The organism is Achromobacter sp. HNDS-1 (assembly GCF_040084795.1).
GTDB lineage: Bacteria > Pseudomonadota > Gammaproteobacteria > Burkholderiales > Burkholderiaceae_B > Achromobacter > Achromobacter ruhlandii.
In genome coordinates this window covers 1,864,829-1,890,943 of sequence record NZ_CP157584.1, presented here as the reverse complement: position 1 = coordinate 1,890,943, position 26,115 = coordinate 1,864,829, and the positions used below count along the sequence as shown (strand labels likewise).

The 26,115-nt window shown below is 67.2% G+C and carries 20 protein-coding genes and 1 tRNA gene; 14 read left to right on the top strand and 7 right to left on the bottom strand.

What is annotated here, in order from left to right; translation table 11 throughout:
• Nucleotides 1-165 precede the first annotated feature (165 nt).
• The 6 genes from boxC to ABFG95_RS08620 all read left to right on the top strand — a co-directional run bounded on the left by boxC (nt 166) and on the right by ABFG95_RS08620 (nt 8,863).
• Nucleotides 166-1,827, top strand: coding sequence for a 2,3-epoxybenzoyl-CoA dihydrolase (gene boxC, locus ABFG95_RS08645; RefSeq protein ID WP_348995763.1), 1,662 nt, complete (start codon nt 166-168; stop codon nt 1,825-1,827).
• A gap of 109 nt (nt 1,828-1,936) precedes the next feature.
• Nucleotides 1,937-3,364, top strand: coding sequence for a benzoyl-CoA 2,3-epoxidase subunit BoxB (gene boxB, locus ABFG95_RS08640; RefSeq protein ID WP_049075447.1), 1,428 nt, complete (start codon nt 1,937-1,939; stop codon nt 3,362-3,364).
• A gap of 51 nt (nt 3,365-3,415) precedes the next feature.
• Nucleotides 3,416-4,663 carry a benzoyl-CoA 2,3-epoxidase subunit BoxA gene (gene boxA, locus ABFG95_RS08635; RefSeq protein WP_336730689.1) on the top strand — a complete coding sequence of 416 codons (1,248 nt, stop codon included), beginning with the start codon at nt 3,416-3,418 and terminating at the stop codon, nt 4,661-4,663.
• 60 nt (nt 4,664-4,723) lie between these two features.
• Nucleotides 4,724-5,164 carry a MaoC family dehydratase gene (locus ABFG95_RS08630; RefSeq protein WP_348995762.1) on the top strand — a complete coding sequence of 147 codons (441 nt, stop codon included), beginning with the start codon at nt 4,724-4,726 and terminating at the stop codon, nt 5,162-5,164.
• A 263-nt stretch (nt 5,165-5,427) separates the two neighbouring features.
• Nucleotides 5,428-7,137: a phage tail protein gene (locus tag ABFG95_RS08625; RefSeq protein WP_336730688.1), complete on the top strand. Its 1,710-nt coding sequence runs from the start codon at nt 5,428-5,430 to the stop codon at nt 7,135-7,137.
• Between the two features lie 136 nt (nt 7,138-7,273).
• The gene (locus ABFG95_RS08620) at nt 7,274-8,863 is read left to right on the top strand and encodes a phage tail protein (RefSeq protein WP_348995761.1); all 1,590 of its coding nucleotides are present in this window, start codon (nt 7,274-7,276) and stop codon (nt 8,861-8,863) included.
• A 37-nt stretch (nt 8,864-8,900) separates the two neighbouring features.
• Here ABFG95_RS08620 and ABFG95_RS08615 read toward each other — a convergent pair whose 3' ends face one another.
• From ABFG95_RS08615 to ABFG95_RS08600, 4 genes are all read right to left on the bottom strand, one after another.
• Nucleotides 8,901-9,887, bottom strand: a complete 987-nt coding sequence (locus ABFG95_RS08615) for a TRAP transporter substrate-binding protein (protein WP_348995760.1) — start codon at nt 9,885-9,887, stop codon at nt 8,901-8,903.
• Between the two features lie 128 nt (nt 9,888-10,015).
• Nucleotides 10,016-12,163 (bottom strand): TonB-dependent receptor, encoded by a 2,148-nt coding sequence (locus ABFG95_RS08610; protein WP_348995759.1) that lies wholly within the window; start codon nt 12,161-12,163, stop codon nt 10,016-10,018.
• 209 nt (nt 12,164-12,372) lie between these two features.
• Nucleotides 12,373-13,566, bottom strand: a complete 1,194-nt coding sequence (locus ABFG95_RS08605; RefSeq protein WP_020926750.1) for an acyl-CoA dehydrogenase — start codon at nt 13,564-13,566, stop codon at nt 12,373-12,375.
• 132 nt (nt 13,567-13,698) lie between these two features.
• Nucleotides 13,699-15,381, bottom strand: a complete 1,683-nt coding sequence (locus ABFG95_RS08600) for a thiamine pyrophosphate-binding protein (protein ID WP_348995758.1) — start codon at nt 15,379-15,381, stop codon at nt 13,699-13,701.
• Between the two features lie 179 nt (nt 15,382-15,560).
• Here ABFG95_RS08600 and ABFG95_RS08595 point away from each other — a divergent pair, with 179 nt between their 5' ends.
• The 4 genes from ABFG95_RS08595 (at nt 15,561) to ABFG95_RS08580 (ending at nt 18,933) form a co-directional block, all read left to right on the top strand.
• Complete coding sequence (locus ABFG95_RS08595) at nt 15,561-16,472, top strand: LysR substrate-binding domain-containing protein (protein ID WP_049075438.1); 912 nt, start codon at nt 15,561-15,563, stop codon at nt 16,470-16,472.
• A gap of 134 nt (nt 16,473-16,606) precedes the next feature.
• On the top strand, nt 16,607-17,590 hold the full coding sequence (gene xerD, locus ABFG95_RS08590; RefSeq protein WP_348995757.1) for a site-specific tyrosine recombinase XerD: 984 nt from the start codon (nt 16,607-16,609) through the stop codon (nt 17,588-17,590).
• 66 nt (nt 17,591-17,656) lie between these two features.
• A complete protein-coding gene (ybaK, locus tag ABFG95_RS08585; protein WP_054501069.1) occupies nt 17,657-18,145 on the top strand; it encodes a Cys-tRNA(Pro) deacylase in 489 nt (162 codons plus the stop codon).
• 209 nt (nt 18,146-18,354) lie between these two features.
• Nucleotides 18,355-18,933 carry a DJ-1/PfpI family protein gene (locus ABFG95_RS08580; RefSeq protein ID WP_059272295.1) on the top strand — a complete coding sequence of 193 codons (579 nt, stop codon included), beginning with the start codon at nt 18,355-18,357 and terminating at the stop codon, nt 18,931-18,933.
• Between the two features lie 161 nt (nt 18,934-19,094).
• Here the strand turns inward: ABFG95_RS08580 and adhP are convergent, their stop codons facing one another.
• On the bottom strand, nt 19,095-20,123 hold the full coding sequence (gene adhP / locus ABFG95_RS08575; RefSeq protein ID WP_049075429.1) for an alcohol dehydrogenase AdhP: 1,029 nt from the start codon (nt 20,121-20,123) through the stop codon (nt 19,095-19,097).
• 244 nt (nt 20,124-20,367) lie between these two features.
• Between adhP and ABFG95_RS08570 the strand changes: the two genes are divergently transcribed.
• Nucleotides 20,368-20,757, top strand: coding sequence for a ribbon-helix-helix domain-containing protein (locus ABFG95_RS08570; RefSeq protein WP_049075427.1), 390 nt, complete (start codon nt 20,368-20,370; stop codon nt 20,755-20,757).
• 124 nt (nt 20,758-20,881) lie between these two features.
• Here ABFG95_RS08570 and pbpG read toward each other — a convergent pair whose 3' ends face one another.
• Together pbpG and ABFG95_RS08560 are read right to left on the bottom strand one after the other, a co-directional pair.
• Entirely contained in the window at nt 20,882-22,150 is a 1,269-nt protein-coding gene (gene pbpG / locus ABFG95_RS08565; protein ID WP_238909363.1) for a D-alanyl-D-alanine endopeptidase, read from the bottom strand.
• A gap of 313 nt (nt 22,151-22,463) precedes the next feature.
• Nucleotides 22,464-22,538 (bottom strand) — tRNA-Arg (locus ABFG95_RS08560).
• A 220-nt stretch (nt 22,539-22,758) separates the two neighbouring features.
• Between ABFG95_RS08560 and ABFG95_RS08555 the strand changes: the two genes are divergently transcribed.
• Genes ABFG95_RS08555 through ABFG95_RS08545 form a run of 3 tightly spaced genes read left to right on the top strand, consistent with a single transcriptional unit; the run spans nt 22,759 to nt 26,089 of the window.
• Nucleotides 22,759-23,523, top strand: a complete 765-nt coding sequence (locus ABFG95_RS08555) for an enoyl-CoA hydratase/isomerase family protein (protein WP_054417193.1) — start codon at nt 22,759-22,761, stop codon at nt 23,521-23,523.
• Complete coding sequence (locus ABFG95_RS08550) at nt 23,520-25,142, top strand: AMP-binding protein (RefSeq protein WP_348995756.1); 1,623 nt, start codon at nt 23,520-23,522, stop codon at nt 25,140-25,142. The genes ABFG95_RS08555 and ABFG95_RS08550 overlap by 4 nt, the downstream gene beginning before the upstream one ends.
• A complete protein-coding gene (locus tag ABFG95_RS08545) occupies nt 25,139-26,089 on the top strand; it encodes a hydroxymethylglutaryl-CoA lyase (protein WP_348995755.1) in 951 nt (316 codons plus the stop codon). Before ABFG95_RS08550 ends, ABFG95_RS08545 begins: the two co-directional genes overlap by 4 nt.
• The last annotated feature ends 26 nt before the right edge of the window (nt 26,090-26,115 follow it).

Genomic DNA, 26,115 nt, shown 5'->3' with positions numbered 1-26,115 from the left:
CGTCCAAGGATGGGGGCTTCAGTGGCGTACGCCTCGACGTGTTTCCAACGACCTGCACTTTTGTGCATCTTTTGCTTGACGCTGATTTTTGCCTGCATTAATCTGCATAATAATTCATGTCGTGCAGTATTTTTCCTATCTGGCTAGGGCATCAGGAGACAAGCAATGAGCAGCGCCGCCAACAAGGTCGACTTTCGGACCGATCCCTCCCAGTATCGCCATTGGCGACTGTCGTTCGATGGCCCCGTCGCCACGTTGGCGATGGACGTGGCCGAGGACGGCGGCCTGCGTCCGGGCTACAAGCTCAAGCTCAATTCCTACGACCTGGGCGTGGACATCGAGCTGCACGACGCGCTGCAGCGCATCCGCTTCGAGCATCCCGAGGTGCGCAGCGTGGTCGTCACCAGCATGAAAGACCGCATCTTCTGTTCGGGCGCCAACATCTTCATGCTGGGCCTGTCCTCGCACGCCTGGAAGGTGAACTTCTGCAAGTTCACCAACGAAACCCGCAACGGCATCGAGGACTCCAGCCGCCACGGCGGCCTGAAATTCATCGCCGCGCTCAACGGCGCCTGCGCCGGCGGCGGCTACGAGCTGGCCCTGGCCTGCGACGAGATCCTGCTGATCGACGACCGCTCGTCCTCGGTCGCGTTGCCCGAAGTGCCGCTGCTGGGCGTGCTGCCGGGCACCGGCGGCCTGACCCGCGTCACCGACAAGCGCCGCGTGCGCCACGATCACGCCGACATCTTCTGCACCCTGGTCGAAGGCGTGCGCGGCCAGCGCGCCAAGGACTGGCGCCTGGTCGACGACGTGGTCAAGCCGGCGCAGTTCGAGGCCGCGGTGCGCGAGCGCGCGCTGGCGCTGGCCGAGGGCAGCAGCCGCCCCGCCGGCGAGGCGGGCGTGGCGCTGACGCCGCTGGCGCGCGAGGAAGGCGCCGATGCCTTGTCCTACCGCTACGTCGACGTGCAACTGGATCGCGCCAAGCGCCAGGCCACCTGGACGGTGCGCGCGCCGCAAGGCCCGGTGGAATCGGAACTGGCCGACATCGTTGCCGCCGGCGCGGCCTGGTGGCCGCTGCAGATGGCGCGCGAACTGGACGACGCCATCCTGTCGCTGCGCACCAATGAACTCGACATCGGCACCTGGATCTTCAAGACCGAGGGCGACGCGCAGGCCGTGCTGGCCGCCGACGCCGCGCTGCAACGCCACGCCGATCACTGGTTCGTGCGCGAAACCGCCGGCCTGCTGCGCCGCACGCTGGCGCGCCTGGACGTGACCTCCCGCAGCCTGTTCGCGCTGGTCGAACCGGGTTCGTGCTTTGCCGGCACGCTGCTGGAACTGGCGCTGGCCGCCGACCGCTGCTACATGCTGGACAGCGACGGCGAAGAACACGACGCGGCCCGGCTGATCGTGGGCGAGGCCAACTTCGGTGCCTACCCGATGGTCAACGGCCAGAGCCGCCTGCAACGCCGCTTCCACGAGGAAACCGCGCCGCTCGAAGCGGTGCGGGCACGCGCCGGCCAGCCGCTGGCCGCGCGCGACGCGCTGGCGCTGGGGCTGGTGACCTACGCGCCCGACAGCATCGACTGGGACGACGAGGTGCGCATGATGCTCGAAGAGCGCCGCGCGCTGTCGCCCGACGCGCTTACCGGCCTGGAAGCCAACCTGCGCTTCGGCGGCCGCGAAACCATGGAAACGCGCATCTTCGGCCGCCTGACCGCCTGGCAGAACTGGATCTTCAACCGCCCCAACGCGGCGGGCGAGAAGGGCGCGCTCAAACTCTACGGCAAGGGCGAGCAGGCGACATTCGACTGGAACCGCGTCTAACGCGGCCCGCGCAGCAAGTCCCCATACACGGCGCCGGCCCGCGCAGCGTGGCCGCCGCCCCAAGACCCGACGCCGCCCCGACGCGGCCGTCCATCCAGGAGCAGAGACAATGTCAGGCATCAACTACAGCGACAAGATCCCCAATAACGTCAACCTGTCCGGCGACCGCACCCTGCAGCGCGCGCTGGAACACTGGCAGCCCAACTACCTGCAATGGTGGCAGGACATGGGGCCGGACGGCTCGCACGGCTTCGATGTCTACCTGCGCACCGCCGTGAGCGTCGAGCCCGACGGCTGGGCCCACTTCAACCACGTGCGCATGCCCGACTACCGCTGGGGCATTTTCCTGGCGCCGCAGGACGGCCAGCGCAAGATCCATTTCGGCGAGAACATGGGCCGCGACGTCTGGCAGGACGTGCCGGGCGAACACCGCGCCAACCTGCGCCGCATCATCGTCACGCAGGGCGACACCGAGCCGGCGTCGATCGAGCAGCAGCGCCACCTGGGCCTGACGGCGCCGTCGCAGTACGACCTGCGCAATCTGTTCCAGATCAACGTCGAGGAAGGCCGCCACCTGTGGGCCATGGTCTACCTGCTGCACCGCTACTTCGGCCGCGACGGCCGCGAAGAGGCCGACGCGCTGCTGCAGCGCACCTCCGGCGATTCGGACAACCCGCGCATCCTCGGCGCCTTCAACGAGAAGACGCCGGACTGGCTGGCGTTCTACATGTTCACCTACTTCACCGACCGCGACGGCAAGTTCCAGCTGTGCGCGCTGGCCGAGTCCAGCTTCGACCCGCTGGCCCGCACCACCAAGTTCATGCTCACCGAGGAAGCGCACCACATGTTCGTGGGCGAATCCGGCATCTCGCGCGTGATCCAGCGCACCTGCGAAGTGATGAACCAGTTGAAGACCGACGACCCCGCCGCCGTGCGCGCCGCCGGCGTCATCGACCTGCCGACGATCCAGCGCTACCTCAACTTCCACTACAGCGTCACCATCGACCTGTTCGGCGCCGACCAGTCGTCCAACGCCGCCATCTTCTACGGCTCGGGCCTGAAGGGCCGCTACGAAGAGAGCAAGCGCAACGACGACCACCAGCTCAAGAACGACACCTACCGCGTGCTGTCGGTCGACAACGGCAGGCTGCGCGAGATCGAGGTGCCGATGCTGAACGCGCTCAACGAAGTGCTGCGCGACGACTTCATCCGCGACTCGGTGGCCGGCATCGGCCGCTGGAACAAGGTCATCGAAAAGAGCGGCATCGCCTTCCGCCTGCAGGTGCCGCACAAGGCCTTCAACCGCCAGATCGGCACGCTGGCCGGCATCCGCATGTCGCCCGAGGGCGAGATCCTGTCCGAGGCGCAATGGCAGGCGCACCGCCACCAATGGCTGCCCACGCCGGAGGACCGTGAGTTCGTCGCCTCGCTGATGGGCCGCGTGACCGAGCCCGGCAAGTTCGCCAACTGGATCGCGCCGCCGGTCATGGGCATCAACCGCCAGCCCGTGAACTTCGAGTACGTTCGTTTCAACTAAGGCCCCGTGGCGGCGCCATGCGCCGCCGCGCCGCGCATTCGGATGACCGCGATGAACGCCGCCCTGCCCATGGAAGTCCTGAAGCAGCACCTGATCGATCCCGAGATCTGCATCCGCTGCAACACCTGCGAAGAAACCTGTCCGATCGACGCGATCACGCACGACAGCAACAACTACGTGGTCGACCCGGACATCTGCAACGGCTGCATGGCCTGCGTGCCGCCGTGCCCGACCGGCTCGATCGACAACTGGCGGCTGGTGGTGCGCGCCGAGGCCTACTCGTTGCAGGACCAGCTGGGATGGGATGAACTGCCGCGCGAGCAGCCGCTGCCGGAAGCCGCGGCCGTCGCGCAACCGGCTGCGGACGCGGCCGTCGAACCGCCGTCGGCTGCCGCCGTGGCAGTCATGCCATCCGCCGCGCCCGGCGCCAGCGTGCCGCCGTGGTCCGCCGCGCATCCCTACGTCAATCTCTACACCCACAAGACTCCGGTGACCGCCACCGTGGTCGGCAACTACCGCGTCACCGGCGCCGACACCGACAGCGACATCCATCACATCGTGCTGGACTTCGGCGAGCTGCCGTTCCCGGTGCTGGAGGGCCAGTCGATCGGCATCCTGCCGCCCGGCACCGACGCCCAGGGCCGGCCGCACCACGCGCGCCAGTACTCGCTGGCCAGTCCGCGCGACGGCGAACGCGCCGGCTACAACAACCTGTCGTTGACCGTGAAACGCGTCACCGAGGACCACCAGGGCCAGTCGGTGAACGGCGTCTGCTCCAACTACCTGTGCGACCTGGCCAAGAACGACACCGTGCAGGTGATCGGTCCGTTCGGCCATACCTTCCTGATGCCGAACCACCCGCGCGCCAACCTCATCATGATCTGCACCGGCACCGGTTCGGCGCCGATGCGCGCCATGACAGAGCGCTACCGGCGCCGCATCGAAACGGGGGAGAATGGCCGCCTGATGCTGTTTTTCGGCGCCCGCACCGAACGCGAGCTGCCGTACTTCGGCCCGTTGATGAAACTGCCGCGCGACTTCATCGACATCAACCTGGCGCTGTCGCGCGAGGCCGGTCAGCCCAAGCGCTACGTGCAGGACCTGATCCGCGAACGCGCCGCGGCCGTGCGCGAACTGCTCGCCGATCGCAACACCTGCATCTACGTCTGCGGCCTGAAGGGCATGGAAGTCGGCGTGCTGGACGCCTTGCGCGAGGTGACGGTGCAAGCGGGACAGGATTGGACTATCCTGCACGATGTGTTGCGCCGCGAGGGGCGGCTGCACTTCGAGACCTATTGAACGGGCGGCCGGCTTCCGGCAAGCCCTCCAGGGGTCATCCATGCGAGGGGAAGTCCACCAATGAAGTTCGCTGATTTCAAGGACGGCATGCTGATCAAGGCCGGTCCGGTCACCATCACGGAAGCCGAAATCCTCGAGTTCGCCCGCAAGTACGACCCGCAGTGGTTCCACACCGATCTGAAGCGGGCCGCCGAGGGCCGCTGGGGCGGCCTCATCGCCAGCGGCTGGCATACCTGCGCCCTGGCCATGCGCATGGCGGTGGACGCCGCGCTGCACGATTCCGAGTCCTTCGGCTCGCCCGGCCTGGGCGAAGTTCGCTGGCGCACGCCGGTGCGTCCTGGCGACCAGCTGCGCCTGGAAGCGCGGGTGCAGGGCGTGCGCACTTCGTCTTCGCGTCCCGACCTGGGCATCATCACCTGGGCCTGGACGGTGATCAACCAGCATGACGAGGGCGTGCTGGAATTGGACGCGACCAGCTTGTTCGATCTGTCGGCGGATTGAACCCTGCCCGGAGCCGGGCGCCTGGGGCATCAAGCGCCGCCGAGCCCGGCCCCTCCGGGGCCCATGTCGCAGTTGCCTTGTCCGCGAGGCCGCGCAGCCGTAAGATGATTCCGTCGTGGGGCCATTGCGTCCAGCGATTCCCCTAGCCCGCCCGGTGATCCGAGCGGGCTTTTTGCATTGGTCCGCTCACATCCTGGCCCACCGGCAATTGCCGGTGGGCCTTTTTTCTTGTGACACCCACATCGTTTTCATCGAGGCCCCTCATGCAATCCCTGAAACCCATCAACGTCGGCCATGCGCCGAACGACCAGACCGGCGATACGCTGCGCGACGCCATGGCGCTGGTGAATGAGAACTTCGCCAAGACCCGTGTCGGCGTGGAAGCGGTCGAAGTGTCCGCCGCCGCCGCTCAGCGCAAGGCCGACGCCGCCGTGCCCGCACTGGAAAAGGGCGCCGCGGGCGGCGTGACGCCTTTGGACGCGGCTGGCAAGGTGCCGGCCGCGCACCTGCCGCCGCCCGCGATTCCGTTGTCGCAGAAATCCGCGCCGGGCGGCGTGGCGCCGCTGGGAGACGATGGCCGGGTGCCGGTCGATCACCTGCCGCCCACGGTGCCGCTGGCCGAGAAAGGGCAGCCTGGCGGTGTAGCCACTTTGGCTGCCGATGGCAGGATCGCGCCGACCCAATTGCCGGATCTGATCCCTGCCGCCGAGAAGGCGCGGCCCAACGGGGTGGCGACCCTGGCCGAGGATGGCAGGATCGTGGAAAACCAATTACCTGCGCTCGTTCCCATGGCAGATAAAGGACGCCCAGGCGGCGTGGCGACGCTAGGTGCCGACGGTCGCGTGCCTGCCACGCAACTCTCCGCGATAGCCTTGTCGGAAAAGGGGGCAGCGGGCGGCGTTGCGACGCTGGATGGTGGGGGGAAAGTGCCCGTCGAGCAAATTCCCCCGCTTCCGGCTGGCCCTCCTGTGGGTTCCATAGCATGGTGGCCGCTGCGCGCATCCATTCCCGCCGGCCAGATTCCGGCTGATGGGCAGATCGTCAGTCGCGCCACTTTCCCCGACCTCACCGCCATGGTGGTCTCGGGTAGGCTGCCGGTGGTGCCGGAAGCCGACTGGCTGGCCGATCCGCTCAAGCGCGGGAGCTTCACTGTCGGCGATGGCGGAGCGACTATCCGCGTTCCGGACCTGAATGGGCGATCCGCAGGCTCCATCGGCGCGCTGTTTCTTCGCGGTGACGGTGCGCTGTCGGGGGGAACGAATGGGCTGATACAGCGCGATGCGATGCAACCTATTGCCGGGCAACTTCCCATGACCTATGGCGTCGTGCGTGGGCCTGCGTCCGGTCCGTTCTGGAACTCCCAGCAGGGGGTGCTTGCCTCGGGTTCCGCGCCGGGATACGAATACAACACCGTCGGCGATGTCATTCGCTTTGACAGTGCCGCGGTGACGCGAACGGCATCCGAGACCCGCGCCACCAACGTTTCCGGCGTTTGGACGATCCAGGCATTTGGCACTGTCACGAACCCGGGCAGTGTGGACGCTGCCCGGTTGGCGAGCGATCTGGCGATGCTGCAAGCGACCTTCCAGTCAGACATTGATTTTGCCGTGCTGTATCCCGGCGGATCCGCGTCGACGCCTGGCATCATCAATGCCAACACTCAGTTGGTGATTGACAACCCGTTCCCTGGCTTCGCGGTCGCCGTCGAGGCAGAACACCGGATCGATCAACAGTGGTTCAACCCGGGCTGGTATTGCATGCTGGATCGTAGTAGCAGTGATCCATATTTTGCATGGGGAATAAGGGCGTCTCACAACATTCAGACCGACAAAATTGTCGTGGTTTCCGGCAAGACCGGCACGGCCACCATCAATCAAGGGCTATCTGGTGGATCTTACGTTGGCTCGATGCCCACCAACCAAACCAATGCGTACTTTCGTCTCAAGGTCTGGAAACTGAAGGGGCGGATATGACGACAGTTTTCGACCAATGTTGCGAGCACTGTCCGCAGGCCGCGCGTCGTCGCCAACGCGATGTGACGCCGGCCCGCTGCGGATACGCGCGGGCGCTATTTACTCTGTGACGCAGTATCAGACCCAGGATTTTCCCATGCAACTCCTCAAGCCCATCAACATCGGCCACGCGCCGAACGACCAGACTGGCGATACGCTGCGTGACGCGATGACCCTCGCGAACGAGAATTTCACCAAGATCCGCGCCGGCGTGGACGCGGTCGAAGTGTCTGCCGCCGCGGCCCAACGCAAAGCAGACGCCGCCCTGCCCACCGCCGAAAAAGGTGTGGCGGGTGGCGTGACGCCGCTGGACGCGACAGGCAAGGTACCTGCCGCGCACCTGCCCCCGCCGGCCGTGCCGCTGTCGCAGAAGTCGGCGCCCGGAGGCGTGGCGCCGCTTGACGACGATGGCCGCGTGCCTGTCGATCACCTGCCGATTCCGGTACCCGCCGTGCCCCTCGCGGAAAAAGGCCAGCCGAACGGTGTCGCCACGCTGTCCGCGGACGGCAAGGTCGCGCCGGTGCAATTGCCCGACCTGATCCCTGCCGCCGAAAAAGCCCGGCCCAATGGAGTGGCTACCTTGGCGTCCGACGGTCGGATCGTTCCAGGCCAACTGCCAGCGCTAATCCCCGCCGCCGACAAGGGCCGTCCTGGCGGCGTGCCGACACTGGACGAGGAAGGCCGTGTCCCCGCCGCGCAACTGCCCGCGGTACAGGATGCCGTACCGCTCGTGGAAAAAGGACAGGCCGGCGGTGTAGCCACGTTGGACGAGGCGGGCAGGGTGCCGACCGATCAGTTGCCACCGATTCCCTGCGGTCCGCCCGTGGGTTCGGTTGCATGGTGGCCGCTGCGTACGTCTATCCCCGCTGGCCAGATTCCTGCGGATGGGCAGACGATCAGCCGCACCACTTTCCCCGACCTCGCCGCCATGGTGGCAGCGGGTGCACTGCCGGTGGTGCTGGAAGCCGATTGGCTGGCCGACCCGCTCAAGCGGGGTAGCTTCACGCTCGGAGACGGTTCGACCACCATCCGAATGCCCGACTACAACGGGAAGTCCGCCGGGTCGATTGGCGCGCCGTTCATGCGCGGTGATGGTGCGCTTTTGAACGGTATGTTGAAGCCAAGCCAGAACAAGGCTCACCAGCACGGTTTCCAGACGCCACAGCTTTTCTATGGCGAAGTGGGTGGCACTAGCTCCTTCTTGGGCGCACCCAATACGTCCACTCCGCAGTTCAACCGCAACACCACAAGCGAAGGCGGCGCAGAAGCGCATCCGACGTTCGTTTCCGGTGTCTGGACCATCCAAGCCTTCGGCGCTATTACCAACCCGGGGACCGCGGATGCTGCGCAGTTGGCGAGCGATTATGCGGCCCTAAACGCTGTTTTTCAGTCAGTACGAGACCAGTTGCTGGGAATCGGCCAGACCTGGCAAAACGTTACCGCTGCACGGTCTTTCGACGTGATTTACACGAACACGACGGGTAAGCCGATTCTCGTTCAGGTCCATTGCGTCTCCACCGAGGCGGGCGGCTATAGTTTTATCGCTGTCGACGAATTTCCGGCTGGTCTGGCCCACTACCCCATCAGCGGTGCAACCCTCGCACACCAAATCGTAGTTCCAGCCGGTTCTACATATCGAGTCAGTGTCACCAATGCCAGACTAAACACTTGGCGGGAGTACCGATAATGCAGACCTTTAACGACGCCGAAGCCGGTCAGTCTTACTAGGGCCGCCGCATCGCCTTCAGGATCGTCGCGCCCTCCGGCCCCGCCGCCGCCTCCCACTGCTTCACCGAATCCGCCGCCGCGTTCTTCAGCGCCTGGCGCACCGGCATCGGCACGGCGGTGTCGATCGTCACGCCGTTCTTGCGCATGTTGGCGTAGTTCTGCTGCAGCCGGCCTTCGATGCGCTTCCACTGCTCGGCCTCGGTCTGCGCGGCGGCCTGGTCGATCGCCTTGCGCGACTTCGCGTCCAGCGCCTGATAGGCCTGCAGGTTCATCGTCGCCACCGAGATCGGCATGGCGTAGTTGATCTCGGCGAAGCGCGGCAGGTGTTCCCACAGCTTGCGGCCGGCGCCGCCGTCGCCCGAGGACAGCACCGCGTTGACCTCGCCCGAGGCGATGCGCGGCATGGCGTCGGCGAACGAGATGTTCTGCGCGCGCGCCCCGGCCTTCTGCATCACGTCCTGCGAGGTCGCGTCATAGGTGCGGATGCTCAGCGCCTTCAGCGCGGCGACGCTGTCCACCTTGTCCTTGGACCAGATGCCCGAGGCCGGCCAGGGCGTGGTGTAGAGCAGCTTCTGGCCATGCGCGGCCAGCAGTTTCTCGTAGGCCGGGCGGGCCGATTTGTTCAGCGCGCGCGCCTTGGCCAGCGAGTCGGCCAGGAACGGCAGCGAGGACACGCCGAAAATCGGATACTTGGTCGCCAGCGCGCCGGCGAAGGCGTCGCCGGCATCGACCTTGCGCGCTTGCACTGCGTCGATCATGTCGCCGGACTTGATGCCGCGCGCGGCGTCGAAGCTGGCGTCGATCAACACCTGGCCGCCGCTCTTGCCGCGCACCAGGTCGGCGAAGGTGGACACGCCTTGTCCCGGCATCGAAGTGGCCGGGTACTCGGTGGTCATGGTGAGGGTAGTGGCGGCGAATGCGCCGTGACTTGCAAAAGCGATGGCGATGCCCGCCCACAGGCGGAACGAGGGACTGCCTTGCATGCGCGACTCCTGGTCGTGACGAAAAATCCGGGGTCGGGCAGGCGGATACAGCGGGCCGGCACCAGGCCAATGCCGCACAGCGTACGGCAAGGGCCCGGGCCCGGCTAGTTCCTGATAACCCTAAGTTCCTAGAACTTCAGGCTGGCGCTCAGCCCATAGGTGCGCGGGTCGCCCGCTTTCACGTAGTTGGGGCTCTGGTACAGCCAGTAGCGCTTGTCCGCCAGGTTGTTGATGCCGGCGCGGAAGGTGGTCTCGTAGCCGTAGATACGCGTGTCGTAGGTGGCGCCGATGTTGACGATGGCGTAGCCCGGCACGTCGATCACGTTGCCGGGGTCGAGCATGGTCTTGCCGGTGTATTTGACGTCCGCGCGCAGTTTCAGGCCGGGAAGTTGCGGCACCGAGTATGCCACCTGCGCCGCCGCCACGAACTTCGGCGCGCCGGCCACGCGGTTGCCGGTGAAGCCGACGCCCTGGCGGTATTCGGAATCCAGCAGCATCAGGCTGCCGCCGACGTTCCAGTGGGTCGCGATGCGGGCGGAACCGGCCAGTTCCAGTCCCTGGTAGATCGACTTGCCGTCCTGCACCAGGACGCGGTCGGCATTCGAGTATTCGGCCTTCTTCTCGATACGGAACAGCGCGGCCGACGCGGCCCAGTCTTCCTGCTCGGTCTTGACGCCAAGTTCGTACTGTTTGCTCTTTAGCGGGTCGAGCAGGGCGCCGTAGTTGGCGTACTGCGTGCCGACGGCGGAGCCGGGCTCCAGCGATTCCATATAGCTCGCGTAGGCCATGGTCTGCGGCGTGATCTTGAACATCAGCGCGACCGTCGGCGTGGGCACGCCGTTCTTCTCGTAGCGCGAGGTGCGCGCGCCGGTCGTGTCGAAGCCGGCCTGCTCGTAGTTGGTGTAGCGCACGCCGCCCAGCACCGACCAGCGGTCCGTCAGATCGACCGTGTCGCTGGCGAACAGCGCCTTCTGCGTGATCTCGGCGGCGCGGTACAGGCGCAGGCTGCCGTCGCTGTAGTAGGTGTTGGTGTTCTGGCTGCGCAGGTTGCCGGTGCCCATCAGCTGGTAGACGCCGTTGGAGCTGTAGTCGTTCTTCTGCTTCTGCCACGAGGCGCCCAGCACGACGTGATGACGTAGCGAGCCGGTGTTGAATTTGCCCTCGGCCATGCCCTGCCACTGGTTGTACTGGTAGGCCTCGCCGTAGTCGGAACGGTAGTCGTCGTAGTCGCCGGCGCCGTTGCGCAGGGTCAGCACGGACTCGTTGCGCCGCGTGCGGGTGGAGCTATAGCTGTAGTTGGTGCTGAAGGTCCAGGCGTCGTTCAGCTGGTACTTCAGGCCGGTGGCGTAGAAGCGGAAGTGGTTGTTGGCATAGGGGCCTTCGCCCACCAGGGCGTCGCTGTTGCGCACCGTGCCCGGCAGCTTGCCGCCGGTCATGCTGCTGGTGGTGATGGTGGGCTCGATGCCGACCGCCTTGCGGTCCTGGTAGATCGACTGGAAGTCCCAGGTCAGGCGTTCGCTCAGGCGCGCATCCAGCGCCAGCGACACGGAGTCGCGGTAGAGCGAGCCATCGTTGTAGGTCGTGCCTTCCTCGTGCGTGGCGTTCAGGCGGTAGCCGAAGGCGCCGCTGGCGCCGGCCCGGCCGCCCAGGTCCACGTGTTCGCGCAGCAGGCCCTTGGACCCATAGCCGAGGTCGATGGCGCGCACGGGCTCGTCGGTCGGCTTTTTGGTCACGTAGTTGACCAGGCCGCCGGGCGTGCCGAAGCCGTACATGAAGCCCGAGGCGCCCTTGAGCAGGTCGATCTGCTCGAAATGCTCGTAGGGCAGCGTCGTCACGTAGCTCAGGAACGGCTTGCCGTCGATGCGGTAGGAGTTCTGCCAGTCCAGCGGCAGGCCGCGCACCGTCAGGTAGCTGGCCCAGGCGCCGTTGGCCGAGCTGTTGTCGGAGACCGAGGCGTCCAGCGCGAACACGTCGCCTAGCTTGGCAACTTGCCGCGCTTCCATGTCGGCGGCCGTGACCACGGTGGTGGAGAAGGGGGTTTCCAGCTGCGTGCGGCTACCGAGCGCGCCGCCGTTGACCGGGCGATCGAGGTGGATCAGCGTATCGTCGACCGGCGCGGCGTTCACCGTCACCGCTGGCAGTTGCACGGTATCGCCTTGTTGCGCCTGCGCGCCGCAGGCGGGCGCCAGGCCCAGCGCCGCGGCGAGGACGGCGGGGTTGAACAGGGGGGCAATGCCGGGGCGATTCTTCCCGCGGGAAGAGGAAGGGCGGGCCAAGATGGGTCTCCGATGCAAAAATCGGAAATATTATTGCTAACACAAATCGTTATCAATAAATGTTTGGCGTCGTTGTATTGCCGCCTCGTGTTTTCGCGATGCGGCACGCAAAAAAAAACGCCCCTCGAAAGGGGCGCACAGTCTTCGCCACGCTGGCGAACCGCGCGTCGGGAGCAGAGCCGGGCTCCGTCCGCGCGGCGAACTGCAAATCAATAGAAAGCCTGGATGCCGGTCTGCGCGCGGCCCAGGATCAGGGCGTGCACGTCGTGGGTGCCTTCGTAGGTGTTGACCACTTCCAGGTTCACCAGGTGGCGGGCCACGCCGAACTCGTCGGAGATGCCGTTGCCGCCCAGCATGTCGCGGGCCAGGCGGGCGATGTCCAGCGCCTTGCCGCACGAATTGCGCTTCATGATCGAGGTGATCTCGACCGCGGCGGTGCCTTCGTCCTTCATGCGGCCCAGGCGCAGGCAGCCTTGCAGCGCCAGCGTGATTTCGGTCTGCATGTCGGCCAGCTTCTTCTGGATCAACTGGTTGGCGGCCAGCGGGCGGCCGAACTGCTTGCGGTCCAGGGTGTACTGGCGGGCGGTGTGCCAGCAGGCTTCGGCGGCGCCGACCGCGCCCCAGGCGATGCCGTAGCGGGCCGAGTTCAGGCAGGTGAACGGGCCCTTCAGGCCGGACACGCCGGGCATCATCTGGTCGGCGGACACTTCCACTTCGTCCATGACGATTTCGCCGGTGATCGAGGCGCGCAGGCCGACCTTGCCGTGGATGGCGGGGGCGGTCAGGCCCTTGGTGCCCTTTTCCAGGATGAAGCCGCGGATCTTGCCGTCGAACTCGCCGCCGACGCACTTGGCCCACACCACGAACACATCGGCGATCGGGGAGTTGGTGATCCACATCTTGTTGCCGGTCAGCTTGTAGCCGTCGGCGGTCTTGACCGCGCGCGTTTCCATGCCGCCGGGGTCGGAGCCGTGGTTGGGTTCGGTCAGGCCGAAGCAGCCGATCCACTCGCCGCGGGCCAGCTTGGGCAGGTACTTCTGCTTCTGCGCTTCGCTGCCGAACTCGTTGATGGGCACCATCACCAGCGACGACTGCACGCTCATCATCGAGCGGTAGCCGGAGTCGATGCGCTCGACTTCACGGGCGATCAGGCCGTAGCTGACGTAGTTCAGGCCGGCGCCGCCGTATTCGGCGGGGATGGTGGCGCCCAGCAGGCCCAGCTCACCCATTTCCGAGAAGATCTCCGGATCGGTCTTTTCGTTGCGGAAGGCATTCAGCACGCGCGGGGCCAGCTTGTCCTGCGAGTAGGCGTGGGCGGCGTCGCGCACCATGCGTTCTTCTTCGGTGAGCTGCTGGTCCAGCAACAGGGGATCTTGCCAATGGAACGAGGGATTCGAGGACATGCTGGGTCTCCGCTATGGATTTCCGTTTTCGGAATCTGGAAAGTTTAAACCTAAAATAATTGGCGCGGCAACCCGGGGTTTACGCGACGCGCGCGGGCGCGTCGCCGTGGGGTTGCCGCCGCCTCTCGGGTATCAGTGCCGGGCCTTGAGCGCCGCGTCGCGGATCTTGTCCAGCGTGGTCGACGGCGTAATGGTCTGCGGGTCGATGAAGCAGTGCAGGATGGCCGGCTTGCCGCTGGCCAGCGCGCGCTCGAAGGCAGGGCCGAACTGCTCGGTGGTCTCGACGCGTTCGCCGTGGCCGCCGAAGGCGCGGGCGTAGTCGGCGAAGTCCGGGTTCTTCAGTTCGGTGGCGGAAATGCGGCCGGGGTAGTGCTTTTCCTGGTGCATGCGGATGGTGCCGTACATGCCGTTGTCGACCAGCACCACGATGATGGGCAGGTCGTACTGCACGGCGGTGGCGAACTCCTGGCCATGCATCAGGAAGCAGCCGTCGCCGGCAAAGCAGACCACGGTCTTGTCGGGCCAGACGCGCTTGGCGCCGACGGCCGCCGGCAGGCCATAGCCCATCGAGCCCGAGGTCGGCGCCAGCTGCGTGCCGAAGCGGGTGAAGCGGTGGAAGCGATGCAGCCAGGTGGCGTAGTTGCCGGCGCCGTTGGTCATGATGGCGTCGGCCGGCAGGGTCTTTTCCAGGTAGGCCATGACCTGGCCCAGCTGCAGCGCGCCCGGGGTGGTCACGGTGGTGGGGTCGCTCCACTTCAGGTACGACTCGCGCATGGCCTGCGTGCCTTCGGCCCAGGCCGGCTGGGCGGGGGCCTTCAGGCCGGCCAGCGCCTGGGCGAAGGCGGCGGGCGAGGTGTTGATGGCCAGCGTGGGGCGATAGACGCGACCCAGTTCGGCGGCGTCCGGATGCACGTGCACCAGCTTCTGCTTGGGCACCGGGATGTCCAGCAGCGTGTAGGCCTGGCTGGGGTTTTCCGACATGCGGCCGCCGACCAGCAGCACCAGGTCGGCGTCGGCCACGCGCTTGAGCAGGGCGGGGTTGATGCCCAAGCCGACGTCGCCGATGAAACACGGATGGTCGGCCGGGAACAGCATCTGGCGGCGGAACGACACCGCCGTGGGCAGCGCGTGGCGCTGCGCGAAATCGGCGAACTGCTGCACCGCGCGCGCGTCCCAGCGCGTGCCGCCGAGGATGGCGACGGGGTTCCTGGCCTGGGCCAGCAGTTGCTCCAGGTCGGCCAGCTGGCCGGCGGTGGGGGCGGAGTCGATGACCTCGTAGCGCGGCGCGTCGGCCACCTGCGCGGCCTCCACCAGCATGTCCTCGGGCAGCGCGATCACCACCGGGCCGGGGCGGCCCGAGGTGGCGATGTGGAAGGCGCGCGAGATCAGTTCGGGAATGCGTTCGACCTGGTCGATTTCCGTGACCCACTTGGCCTGCGTGCCGAACACGGCGCGGTAGTCCATTTCCTGGAAAGCCTCGCGCTCGCGCATGCCGCGCTCGATCTGGCCGACGAACAGGATCATCGGGGTCGAGTCCTGCTTGGCGATGTGCACGCCGGCCAGCGCGTTGGAGGCGCCAGGACCGCGGGTCACCATGCAGATGCCGGGTTCGCCGGTCAGCTTGCCATGGGCGTCGGCCATCATGGCCGCGCCGCCTTCCTGGCGGCAGACAGTGACCTTGATGTCGGCGTCGTGCAGGCCATCCAGCACCGCCAGGTAGCTCTCGCCGGGAACGCAGAAAACGTGTTTGACGCCCTGGGCGACGAGCTGGTCGACGAGGATGTGGCCGCCGAGGCGGGATGCTTGCTGGGACATGGTGGGTGTCAGGATGAGCCGAGATTAAGACACCCGAGCATAATGTTCCTTGATCGCACAACGCAATTGATAAAATTGCACAATCTAGTGACCCGCCGGCACGACCCGGATGTTGCGCCGCGGCAGGCGCGGCGGGTGTTTCCGGCGATCTTCGGTTCCTTCCTGGCGGTTCCCGCTCCATGAGAAACGGCATTCCCAACCTCAGCGCCCTGCAGGCCTTCGAGGCCTCGGCCCGCCTGGGCAGTTTTTCCCGGGCGGCCGAAGAGCTGTCCCTGACCCACAGCGCGGTCTACCGCCAGGTCGCCAGCCTGGAGGCGCGGCTGGGCGTGCAGTTGTTCACACGGGTGCGGCGCCGCATCGTGCTGACCGACCATGGCGCGGAATATGCGGGACGCATCCGCCATCACCTGGACCAGATCGAGAAGGACACCTTCGGCCTGGTGAGCCGCACCGGCATGGGCCGCAGTATCCACATCGCCGTGGTGCCGACACTGGCCACCACCTGGCTGATCCCGCGGCTGGCGGATTTCCAGCGCGAGCAGCCGGACATCACCGTCAGCCTGTCGGTGCGCACGCTGCCGTTCCAATTCAAGGACCAGCCGTTCGACGGCGCGCTGTACCACGGCGACACGCTGTGGCCCGGCACCCAGGGCGTGCTGCTGTTTCCGGAGCGCGAGCTGGTGCCGGTCTGCGCGCCCGAACTGGCCGCCCGCGTCACCGAGGCCGGCGCCGGCGCCGGCGCGCTGGCCGGCATGACCCATCTGCATCTGAGTTCCCGCCCCGACGCCTGGCGCCAATGGTACGGCGCCAACAATTACCTGTATGGCCCCCAGGCGGCGGGCGGTCCGCGCTACGAATTGTTCACCATGGTGATGGCGGCGGTGCAGGCCGGGCTGGGCGTGGGCCTGATGCCGCGGTTCCTGGCGCAGCCGGCGCTGGACCAGGGCACGCTGGCGATGCCGGTGGCGCAGTCGCTGACGGTCAGCCAGGGCTACTACTTCGGCTATCCGCAGCGCAGCGAGCGTTCCGAGGCGCTGAAGCTGTTCGAGACCTGGCTCAAGTCGGCCGCCGCGGCGGTGGCGGGGCGCTGAGGGCATGGCGCAAGCGTCGCCGTAGAATGTGGCCCATCCCCCTGGCGTGGCCGGCGTACGCCGCAAGGTTGCGCGCGCCTGCGCCGGCGCTGTCCGCCGCCGGGCACCTCTCTTGATGCCTTGATTTCCGTTCCATGTCCGATTCCCGCCGACCGCTCGCTTCCCAGGCCGATATCGACGCCTTCATCGACGCCGTCTGGCTCGAGGACGGCCTGTCGGCCAACACCCTGGCCGCCTACCGGCGCGACCTGACCGGCTTCGCGCGCTGGCTCGAAGACCCCGAGGCCTACGCCCGCGAGATGGCCGACCGCCACGGCGAGGCGGCTTCGGCCCAGGCGCTGCCCGCCGGTCCCGCCAAGGCGCTGGCCGAGGCCGGCAAGGCCGACATCGAGGCCTGGTTCGCCTTCCGCCACGAGGAAACCCGCGCCACCACCGCCAACCGCCGCCTGGCCGCGCTGCGGCGCTTCTACGCCTGGGCGCTGCGCGAGCACCGCGCGGCGCAGGATCCCTGTCTGACGCTGGTCGCCGCCAAGCAGCCGCCGCGCCTGCCCAAGACGCTGTCCGAGCAGCAGGTGGATGCCCTGCTGCGCGCGCCCGACCTGGGCCAGCCGCGCGGCCTGCGCGACCGCGCCATGCTGGAAACGCTGTACGCCACCGGCCTGCGCGTGTCGGAACTGGTCGGGGTGCGGGCACTGGACGTCAGCCTGAACGAGGGCGTGGTGCGCGTGGTGCAGGGCAAGGGCGGCAAGGACCGCCTGGTGCCGCTGGGCGCAGAGGCGGCGCACTGGATTGACCAGTATCTGAAGACCGCGCGCCCCGAGCTGGCCGCCGGCCGCGTCAGCGACGCGCTTTTCATCACCGGCCGGGCCGAGGCCATGTCGCGCCAGGCGTTCTGGCAACTGGTCAAGAAATACGCGGTGCTGGCCGGCGTGCACGCGCCGCTGTCGCCGCACGTGCTGCGCCACGCCTTCGCCACCCATCTGCTGAACCACGGCGCCGACCTGCGCGTGGTGCAGATGCTGCTGGGCCACGCGGACATCTCCACCACCCAGATCTACACCCACGTGGCGCGCGAACGCCTGAAGGCGCTGCACGCCACGCATCATCCGCGCGGTTGACGCCAGCGTTTGCGCGCCGCCGTCCGCGTGCCTACACTTTTGCCTTCGCCTTTCCACAGCAATGCCATGAGCAAAGCCCGCCACGTTTCCGAAACGCCCGCCACCCAGTTCCTCAAGCAGCACAAGGTGGCGTACACCGAGCACACCTACGACTACGTCGATCATGGCGGCGCCGGCGAGGCCGCGCGCCAGTTGGGGCTGGATCCGCACGCGGTGGTCAAGACGCTGGTGATGGAAGACGAATCGGCCAAGCCGCTGATCGTGGTGATGCACGGCGACCGGGAAGTCTCCACCAAGAATCTGGCGCGCCAGGCCGGGCTGAAGAAGGTCGAGCCCTGCAAGCCCGAGGTCGCGCAGCGCCATTCCGGCTATCAAGTGGGCGGCACCTCGCCGTTCGGCACGCGCAAGAAGATGCCGGTGTGGGTCGAGGCCGAGGTGCTGCAATACCCGGTCGTCTACATCAATGGCGGCCGCCGCGGCTACCTGGTGGGTATCGATCCGAACGTGCTGGTGAGCCTCCTGGGCGCCAAGCCGGTGACGGTGGCGCTGGAGTAGGGCGCCTGCCATTGCCCGGCGCCGCGCGCGGCCGCGCATGCATGTCGGGGGCGGGCGCGGTCCCGCTTCGGGGCATCCACCTTGGCGTGGTATCCCGTTACCACCCTCGCCTGCGCGGGTAGGAGCACAATGGACCGCAGAACATCAAGAACCGGCCGCCCGGCCCTCGGGCGCTTCAGTCGGCGATCCCCCATCCCCAGGAGACAATCATGAGCAAGAGACTGTTGATGCTGGTCGGCGACTACGCCGAAGACTACGAAACCATGGTGCCGTTCCAGACGCTGCTGGCGGTGGGCCATACGGTGCACGCGGTCTGCCCTGGCAAGAAGTCCGGCGAGAGCATCGCCACCGCCATCCACGATTTCGAAGGCGCGCAGACCTACAGCGAGAAGCGCGGCCACAACTTCGCGCTGAACTACGATTTCGAGCGCGTCGAGGCCGGCTCGTACGACGGCCTGGTGATCCCCGGCGGCCGCGCGCCGGAATACCTGCGCCTGAACGAAAAGGTGCTGGAGATCGTGCGCGCCTTCGATCAGGCCAAAAAGCCGATCGCCGCCGTCTGCCACGGCGCCCAGCTGCTGGCGGCCGCCGGCATCCTGGAAGGCCGCACCTGCTCGGCCTACCCCGCGTGCGCGCCGGAAGTGCGGCTGGCCGGCGGCACCTACGCCGAGATCGGCATCGACCAGGCCTACACCGACGGCAACCTGGTGACGGCGCCGGCCTGGCCGGCGCATCCGGCGTGGCTGGCGCAGTTCCTGGCCGTGCTTGGGACCAGAATCACGCACTGAGCCTGGGCCGCGCGGCGAGCGCCCGTGGGCGCTGCCACGCGCGCGCCGGCGCCGCATGCCCCTGAAAGCGCGGCGTTGCCACGCCATGGGGGCGTTCCGTGCCGCCACAAAAAAAGGCGCCTGCCGCGGCAGGCGCCTTGCTGCATGACACGGCGCGTGGATCAAGCCGCCATGTCGAGCACGATGCGGCCCTCGATCTGGCCGCGACGCATGCGGTCGAACACGCTGTTGATGTTCTCCAGCTTCTCGGTGGCCACTGTGGCATGCACCTTGCCTTCCTCGGCGAACTGCAGCGACTCCTGCAGGTCCAGGCGCGACCCCACGATCGAACCGCGCACCGTCACGCCGTTGAGCACCATGTCGAAGATCGACAGCGGGAAGTCGCCCGGCGGCAGGCCGTTGAGCGCCACCGTGCCGCCGCGGCGCACCATGCCCAGCGCCTGCTCGAAGGCCTTGGGCGAGACCGCCGTGATCAGCGCGCCGTGGGCGCCGCCGATTTCCTTTTTCAGATAGGCCGCCGGGTCGGTGGTCTTGGCATTCACGACCACTTCCGCGCCGAGGCGCTTGGCAAAGGCCAGCTTGTCGTCGTCGATGTCCACCGCCGCCACGTTCAGGCCCATGGCGCGCGCATACTGCACCGCCATGTGGCCCAGGCCGCCGATGCCGGAGATCACCACCCAGTTGCCCGGCCGCGTGTCGGTCATCTTCAGGCCCTTGTAGACCGTGACGCCGGCGCACAGCACCGGGGCGATGTCGACGAAGCCGACGTTCTTCGGCAGCAGGCCCACGTAGTCGGCAGCGGCCAGGGCGTATTCGGCGAAGCCGCCGTTGACCGAGTAGCCGGCGTTCTGCTGTTGCTCGCACAGCGTCTCCCAGCCGCCCAGGCAATGCTCGCAATGACCGCAGGCGGAATACAGCCACGGGATACCGACGCGGTCGCCTTCCTTGACGTGCGTCACGCCTTCGCCCACCGCCACGACGTGGCCCACGCCCTCGTGGCCGGGGATGAAGGGAGGATTGGGCTTGACCGGCCAGTCGCCCTCGACCGCGTGCAGGTCGGTGTGGCATACGCCGCAGGCCTCGATCTTCACCAGCAGTTCGCCGGCGCCGGGGCGCGGCACGTCGACTTCTTCGATTTCCAGGGGTTTGCCGAATGCGCGAGCCACGGCGGCCTTCATGGTCTTGTTCATTGCTACCTCCGAAGTCAGATCAGTCTTAGCATGCTCGGATGGGGACGCGTCCGAGACCTTGATTTATATCAACGGCTTCCGGACGAGCCGGACGAAAGAAACTTATCGTTGCAGAATGGGCGGGAATACCCCGGGACAGAGGGGCATTGCCTGGGGGATCGCCCCGCTGCAGAGGCGTCTTGCCGGGCTGGCGGCTATCGTCGTACAGTGGCCCGCAAGCCTCGTGTCCGCCCCAGGAGCTCCCATGTGTGAAATCTTCATCCGCGCGAGCGAACAGTCCTACGCGCCCGAAACCCGCTCCCTGCGCCTGCACGGGGCGGCCACCAGCCTGCGGCTGGAACAACTGTTCTGGCAGGTGCTGGAGGAAATCGCGGCGCGCGACGGCATGCGGGTGACGCAGCTGATCGAGCGCCTTTACGACGAGTTGGTGGAATACCGCGGCGAGGCCGCCAACTTCACCTCGTTCCTGCGCGTGTGCTGCCTGCGCTATCAGTTGCTGCAGGCCGAAGGCCGCATCCCGGCCGATGCCGCGGTGCCGATCCGGTCGCTCAATCCGCGGGCGGTGCTGGAAGGGCTGCCGCCGTCGATGTACGACCCGCAGCCATTGCGGTCCAAGCGTCCGGTGGCGGCGTAGCGCCGCGTCGGCGGCACCGGGGCACGCCACTCGCGGCCTGCTTCCGCCCGTATTCAGCCCTGCCGCCAGACGTAAAAAAGCCCGATCGACGATCGGGCTTTTTCGTGGCCGGAGGGCGCCTGGATCAGCCGCCCGGCTGGGCCGAGGCCATGGCCACTTCGCTTTGCACGATGCGGCGGATGCGCACGGCATCGCCGATGCGCGACAGCTTGCCCTGCGAGTCCAGCAGCACGATTGCCAGGTCGCGGCCATTGATGCGCGCCAGCATCACCAGGCATTCGCCGGCTTCGTTGATGTAGCCGGTCTTGGACACCTTGATGTCCCAGTCAGGCTTGCGCACCAGCAGGTTGGTGTTGCGGAACGTCTGCGTGCGGTTGTTGATCTCGACGTCGTACTCGGTATCGGTGGAGTAGCGGTGGATCAGCGGGCGCTGCGAGGCGGCGCGCAGCAGGCGGGCCAGGTCGTGCGGCGACGACACGTTGTCGCTGGACAGGCCGGTGGGCTCGATGAAATGCGTGCTGGTCATGCCCAGCGACTGTGCCTTGGCGTTCATGGCGGCCACGAACGCGGGCAGGCCGCCCGGGTAATGGCGACCCAGCGCGTTGGCGGCGCGGTTTTCGGACGACATCAGCGCCAGGTGCAGCATGTCGCCGCGCGACAGCTTGGTGCCCACGCGCAGGCGCGAGGTGGTGTGCTTGAGGCCGTCGATGTCTTCATCGGTGATCTCGAGCATTTCATCCATCGGCTGGTTGGCGTCCACCACCACCACCGCCGTCATCAGCTTGGAAATCGAGGCGATGGGGCGCACCACGTTCTCGTTCTTGGCGAAGATCACGGTGGAGGTGGCCAGATCCTGCACGTACGCGGTGCTGGAGCGCAGCGCGGCGGCCTCGGCGCGCACCGACACGGCGGGCGGCGGCATGGCCGCCGCGGCCGCGGCGGCAGCCGTGCGCTGTGCGCGCGACGGCTTGTTCGGCTTGCCGTTCTTGCCGGCGGCGCCCTTCTTGGATGTCCCTTGTTGGGCGACGGCCTGCTTGCCGCCCTTGGGCGGCGCTTTCTTGCCCGCAACCTGCTTGGGCGCGCCCTTGGCCGCGGCCTGTTTGCCCGAGGCGCCCTTGGGCGTGGATTTTGCGGCGGCCGACTTCGGCGCGGCTTGCTTGCCGGCGGCGGCCTTGGGCGCGCCTTTGGCCGCGCTCTGTTTGGGGGGGCCAGCCTTCTTGGCGGGCGCGGGGGCTTTCTTGGCTTGTTGCGCCTTGCAAGCGGCCGACTTGGCGTTGGTCTTGCAAGGGTCGGTGGTCTTCGCGGCGAAGGCGGCAGAGGGCAGGAGCGCGCACATCGCCAGCGCCGCCGGCGCTATCGCGTTCGCAATTGCACGTTTCCAGTTAAATGCCATGGTTTAAGCAGGCTTATCAGGCTGTGAAGAATTATTTCCCCGGTCGAGCTTGCGACGGTTCGGGAAAAGTCCAGATGAATTAGAGGCTTACGCGTCGAATTTAAACAGTAATTTCAAGTGGCGCGCAAGGCGATTCGCTATCTTCGCCCAAAAAATTATTGGGGCCGTATTGACGGATGGCGTATTGGTCACCAAACGCGTCCCGAGACGCTACCGGCGCGCCGCGCGTGAGCGTAGCCCGGATTAACCCTCATCTGGCTGAAAGCGGGGAGTTTTCTTGCGATGGCCTGGAAAGCCGAGGCCGGGGGATGGGTGGCCTCGCCGGGTGGAATCGAACCACCAATTGACCCTTAGGAGGGGCCGGTTATATCCATTTAACTACGGCGAGACGGGCGGCGTGGCCTCTCCTGCGAATCGCACAGGCCCGGCGGGGCGTCTAGTGCCTTGATATTCCAGGGAAAGACCAGGGGCGCAAGTGTAACACCATTGGATAACAACCGAAAATTAGTGGATTAAATCAACTATATGCCCTATATTGCCTGGCATGGCCAGGGGCGCCGCGCCTTGCGCGGACCCCGGCCCCATACCTAGAACATCCAGGAGCAGGCATGACCCCGACTTTCCACACGATCCTGCTGGACGTGCAGGACCGTGTCGCCACGGTGACGCTGAACCGGCCCGACAGCCGCAACGCGCTCAATTCCCTCATGTGCGCCGAGTTGGTGCAGGCTATGCAGCAATTGGCTGACAATCCGGACGCGCATGTGGTGCTGATCGCCGCCGCCGGCGCGGCATTCTGCGCCGGCGCCGACCTCAAGGAGCGTAAGAGCATGTCCAACGCGGAAATGACGGCGCGCCGGGTGCAGGGTTTTGCCGCCTATGCCGCCATCGAACGCATGCCGCAGCCGGTGATCGCGGTGGTGCAGGGGGCGGCGTTCGGTTCCGGTTGCGAGATCGCCGCGGCTTGCGACTTTGTGCTGGCCTCGTCCGACGCGACGTTCTGCTATCCGGAAGTGGGTTGGGGCACGGTCGGCGCCACGCAGCGGCTGCCGCGCGTGGCCGGCGCGCGCAAGGCCAAGGAACTGCTGTTCACCGGCCGCCGTTTCGACGCGGCCGAGGCGCGCGAGATTGGCCTGGTCAATCAGGTGTACGCGCCCGAGGCCTTGGCGGGTGAAGCCACGCAGATGGCGGCGGCCATCGCTCGCGCCGCGCCGCTCACCGTCCGGCTGACCAAGCGCAGCATCGATCAGGGATTGGCGACCACGCGCGAAGGCGCGATGGCGATCGAATTGCTGGCCATCGAGGAAAACCTGCGCGGCACCGATTGGAAGCAGGCCATCGCCGGCTTCGGCGCGGCGGGAGACAAGGCATGATCGGCCCCACGATTCTGTCGCAGGCGCTGGCGCGCCAGGTGGCCGAGCGCGGCGCGGCCGAGGCCTTCGTCGCGCCTGGCGAGCGTCACACCTGGGCGGCGCTGCAAGACGGCGCGCAACGCATCGCCCGTGGCCTGCATGCGGCCGGCGTGCGCCATGGCGACCATGTCGGCGTGCTGCTGGGCAACGGTGGCACCTGGGTGCAGGTGTTTTACGCCTGCGCGCTGCTCGGCGCGGTGACGGTGCCCGTCAACACGCGCTTCAAGACCGATGAACTGGCGTTCTGCCTGAAGCAGGCCGACGTCAAAGTGCTGCTGACGGCGGATACCTTCCTGGGCATCGATTTCCTCGATCTGCTGACGCAGGTGGAACCGGCGCTGGACCAGGCCCTGCCGGGCGCGGCGCTGCCGCTGCTGCGGCAGGTGGTGGTGCTGGGCGAGCGCTGCCCGCGCGGCGCGCGCGCCTGGGCGGACTTCCTGCGGGCGGGGGAGGCCGTCGACGATGCGGCGCTGCGGGCCTGCATGGATGCGGTGGCTCCGGAGGACGTCCTGCTGATCCAGTACACCTCGGGCACCACGTCGTTTCCCAAGGGCGTGATGCTGACGCACGCCAACATGCTGACCAATGCCTGGGCCGCGGCGCAGCGCATCGGCGTGCGGCCGGACGATCGCTATTTCAGCATCCGTCCTTACTTCCATGTGGCCGGCACCACGCTGTCGATCCTGGTCAGCCTGATGAGCGGCTGCTGCCTGCTGACCCTGCCCAAGTTCGACGTGGCCGACGCCTTGCGCATGCTCGACGAAGAGCGCTGCACCCTGACATCCGGCAACGACACCATCTTTCTCATGCTGATGGGCCATCCCGATTTCGACCGCGCGCGCATCCATCTGCGCGGCGGCTGGGCGGCGGCCGGCCCGCAGGTGATGCAGAAGATCCGCGACGTGATGGGGGTGCCGGGCATCTGCAATGCCTACGGCCAGTCCGAAGCCTCGCCCAACATCACGCTGTCGGCGCACGATGATCCCTTTGAACTGCGCGCCATGGGCTGGGCGCTGCCGCATCCCGGCATGCAGGTGCGGGTGGTGGACCCGGGCACGGGCGAGCCATTGCCGGCCGGCATGCAGGGCGAGATCCAGGCGCGCGGCTGGAGCGTGATGAAGGGCTACTACAACATGCCCGAGGCCACCGCCCGCGCGCTGGGCGCGGACGGCTGGCTCAGCACGGGCGACCTGGGCGAAATGGACGCGGCGGGCCGGTTGCGCATGGTGGGCCGCCTGAAGGACATGTTCCGCGTGGGCGGCGAGAACGTCGCGCCGGCGGAGGTGGAAGAGACCCTGCACGGCCACCCCGCCGTGCGCATGGCGCAGGTGGTCGGCGTGCCCGATGCGCGCCTGGGCGAAGTGCCGGCGGCGTTCGTGCTGCTCAAGGACGGGCAGGACTGCACGGCCGAGGAACTGACGGCCTGGTGCAAGGCGCGCTGCGCCAACTTCAAGGTGCCGCGCTATGTCGAGATCGTCGACAGCTTCGAGCACATCGGCATGACGGGCAGTTCCAAGGTGCAGAAGAACAAGCTGCGCGCCCACGCGCTGGCGCTGTTCGGACTGGAGCAACAGGCATGAGCGCGCGCGACGTGGTGCTGTGCGAATGCTTCGCGCGCGATGGGCTGCAGCATGAGCCCGACTTCATCGGCACGGCGATCAAGGCCGACCTGATCGACCGTTTCGCGGCGCTGGGCTTTGAACGGATCGAGGCGACCTCGTATTCCAATCCCAAGGTCGTGCCGCAATTCGCCGACGCCACCGACCTGCTGGCGGCGCTGCCGCGGCGCGCGGGCGTCTGGTACAAGGCCACCTGCGCCAACGCGCGCGCCGTCGAGCGCGCGCTGGTTGATATGGATGCCGGTATCGGCGCCAACGAGATCAGCCTGCTGGTCTCGGCCAGCGAATCGCATTCGACGCGCAACCTGAAGCGCGAACGCGCCGCCCAGTGGGACAACATTGCCGAGATGGCGCGGTTGGCGAACGGCCGTTTTCGCCTGATCGGCACGATTTCGGTGGCCTTCGGCTGTCCCTTCGAAGGCGCGGTCGACCCCGACGTGGTCATGGCCGACGCGCGGCGCTTCGCCGCGCTGGGCGTGGGCATGGTGACGCTGGGCGACACCACCGGCATGGCCACGCCGGCCTCGGTGCGCGACCTGTATGGCCGGATGGCGCGCGAGGTGCCCGGGGTGACGCCGGTGGCGCATTTCCACGACACGCGCGCCACCGGCCTGGTGAACTACGTGGCCGCGCTGGAGGCGGGCGTGAGGCACTTCGATTGCGCTTTCGGCGGCGTCGGCGGCCATCCGGCCAAGGTGCGCTACGGCGGCGGTCATACCGGCAACGTGGCGACGGAAGACCTGGTCAACCTGTTCGAGTCCATGGGCGTGCGCACCGGCCTGGATCTGGCGGCGATGGACGCGGTGTCGCGGCATTGCGAGGCGGTGCTGGGGCGCGCGCTGCACAGCCGCGTGGCGCAAAGCGGCTTGAACCCGCTGCTCGGCGTCGCGCGGGAGGCGGCCGCATGAGGATCGCCGGCCGCGTTTGTATATCA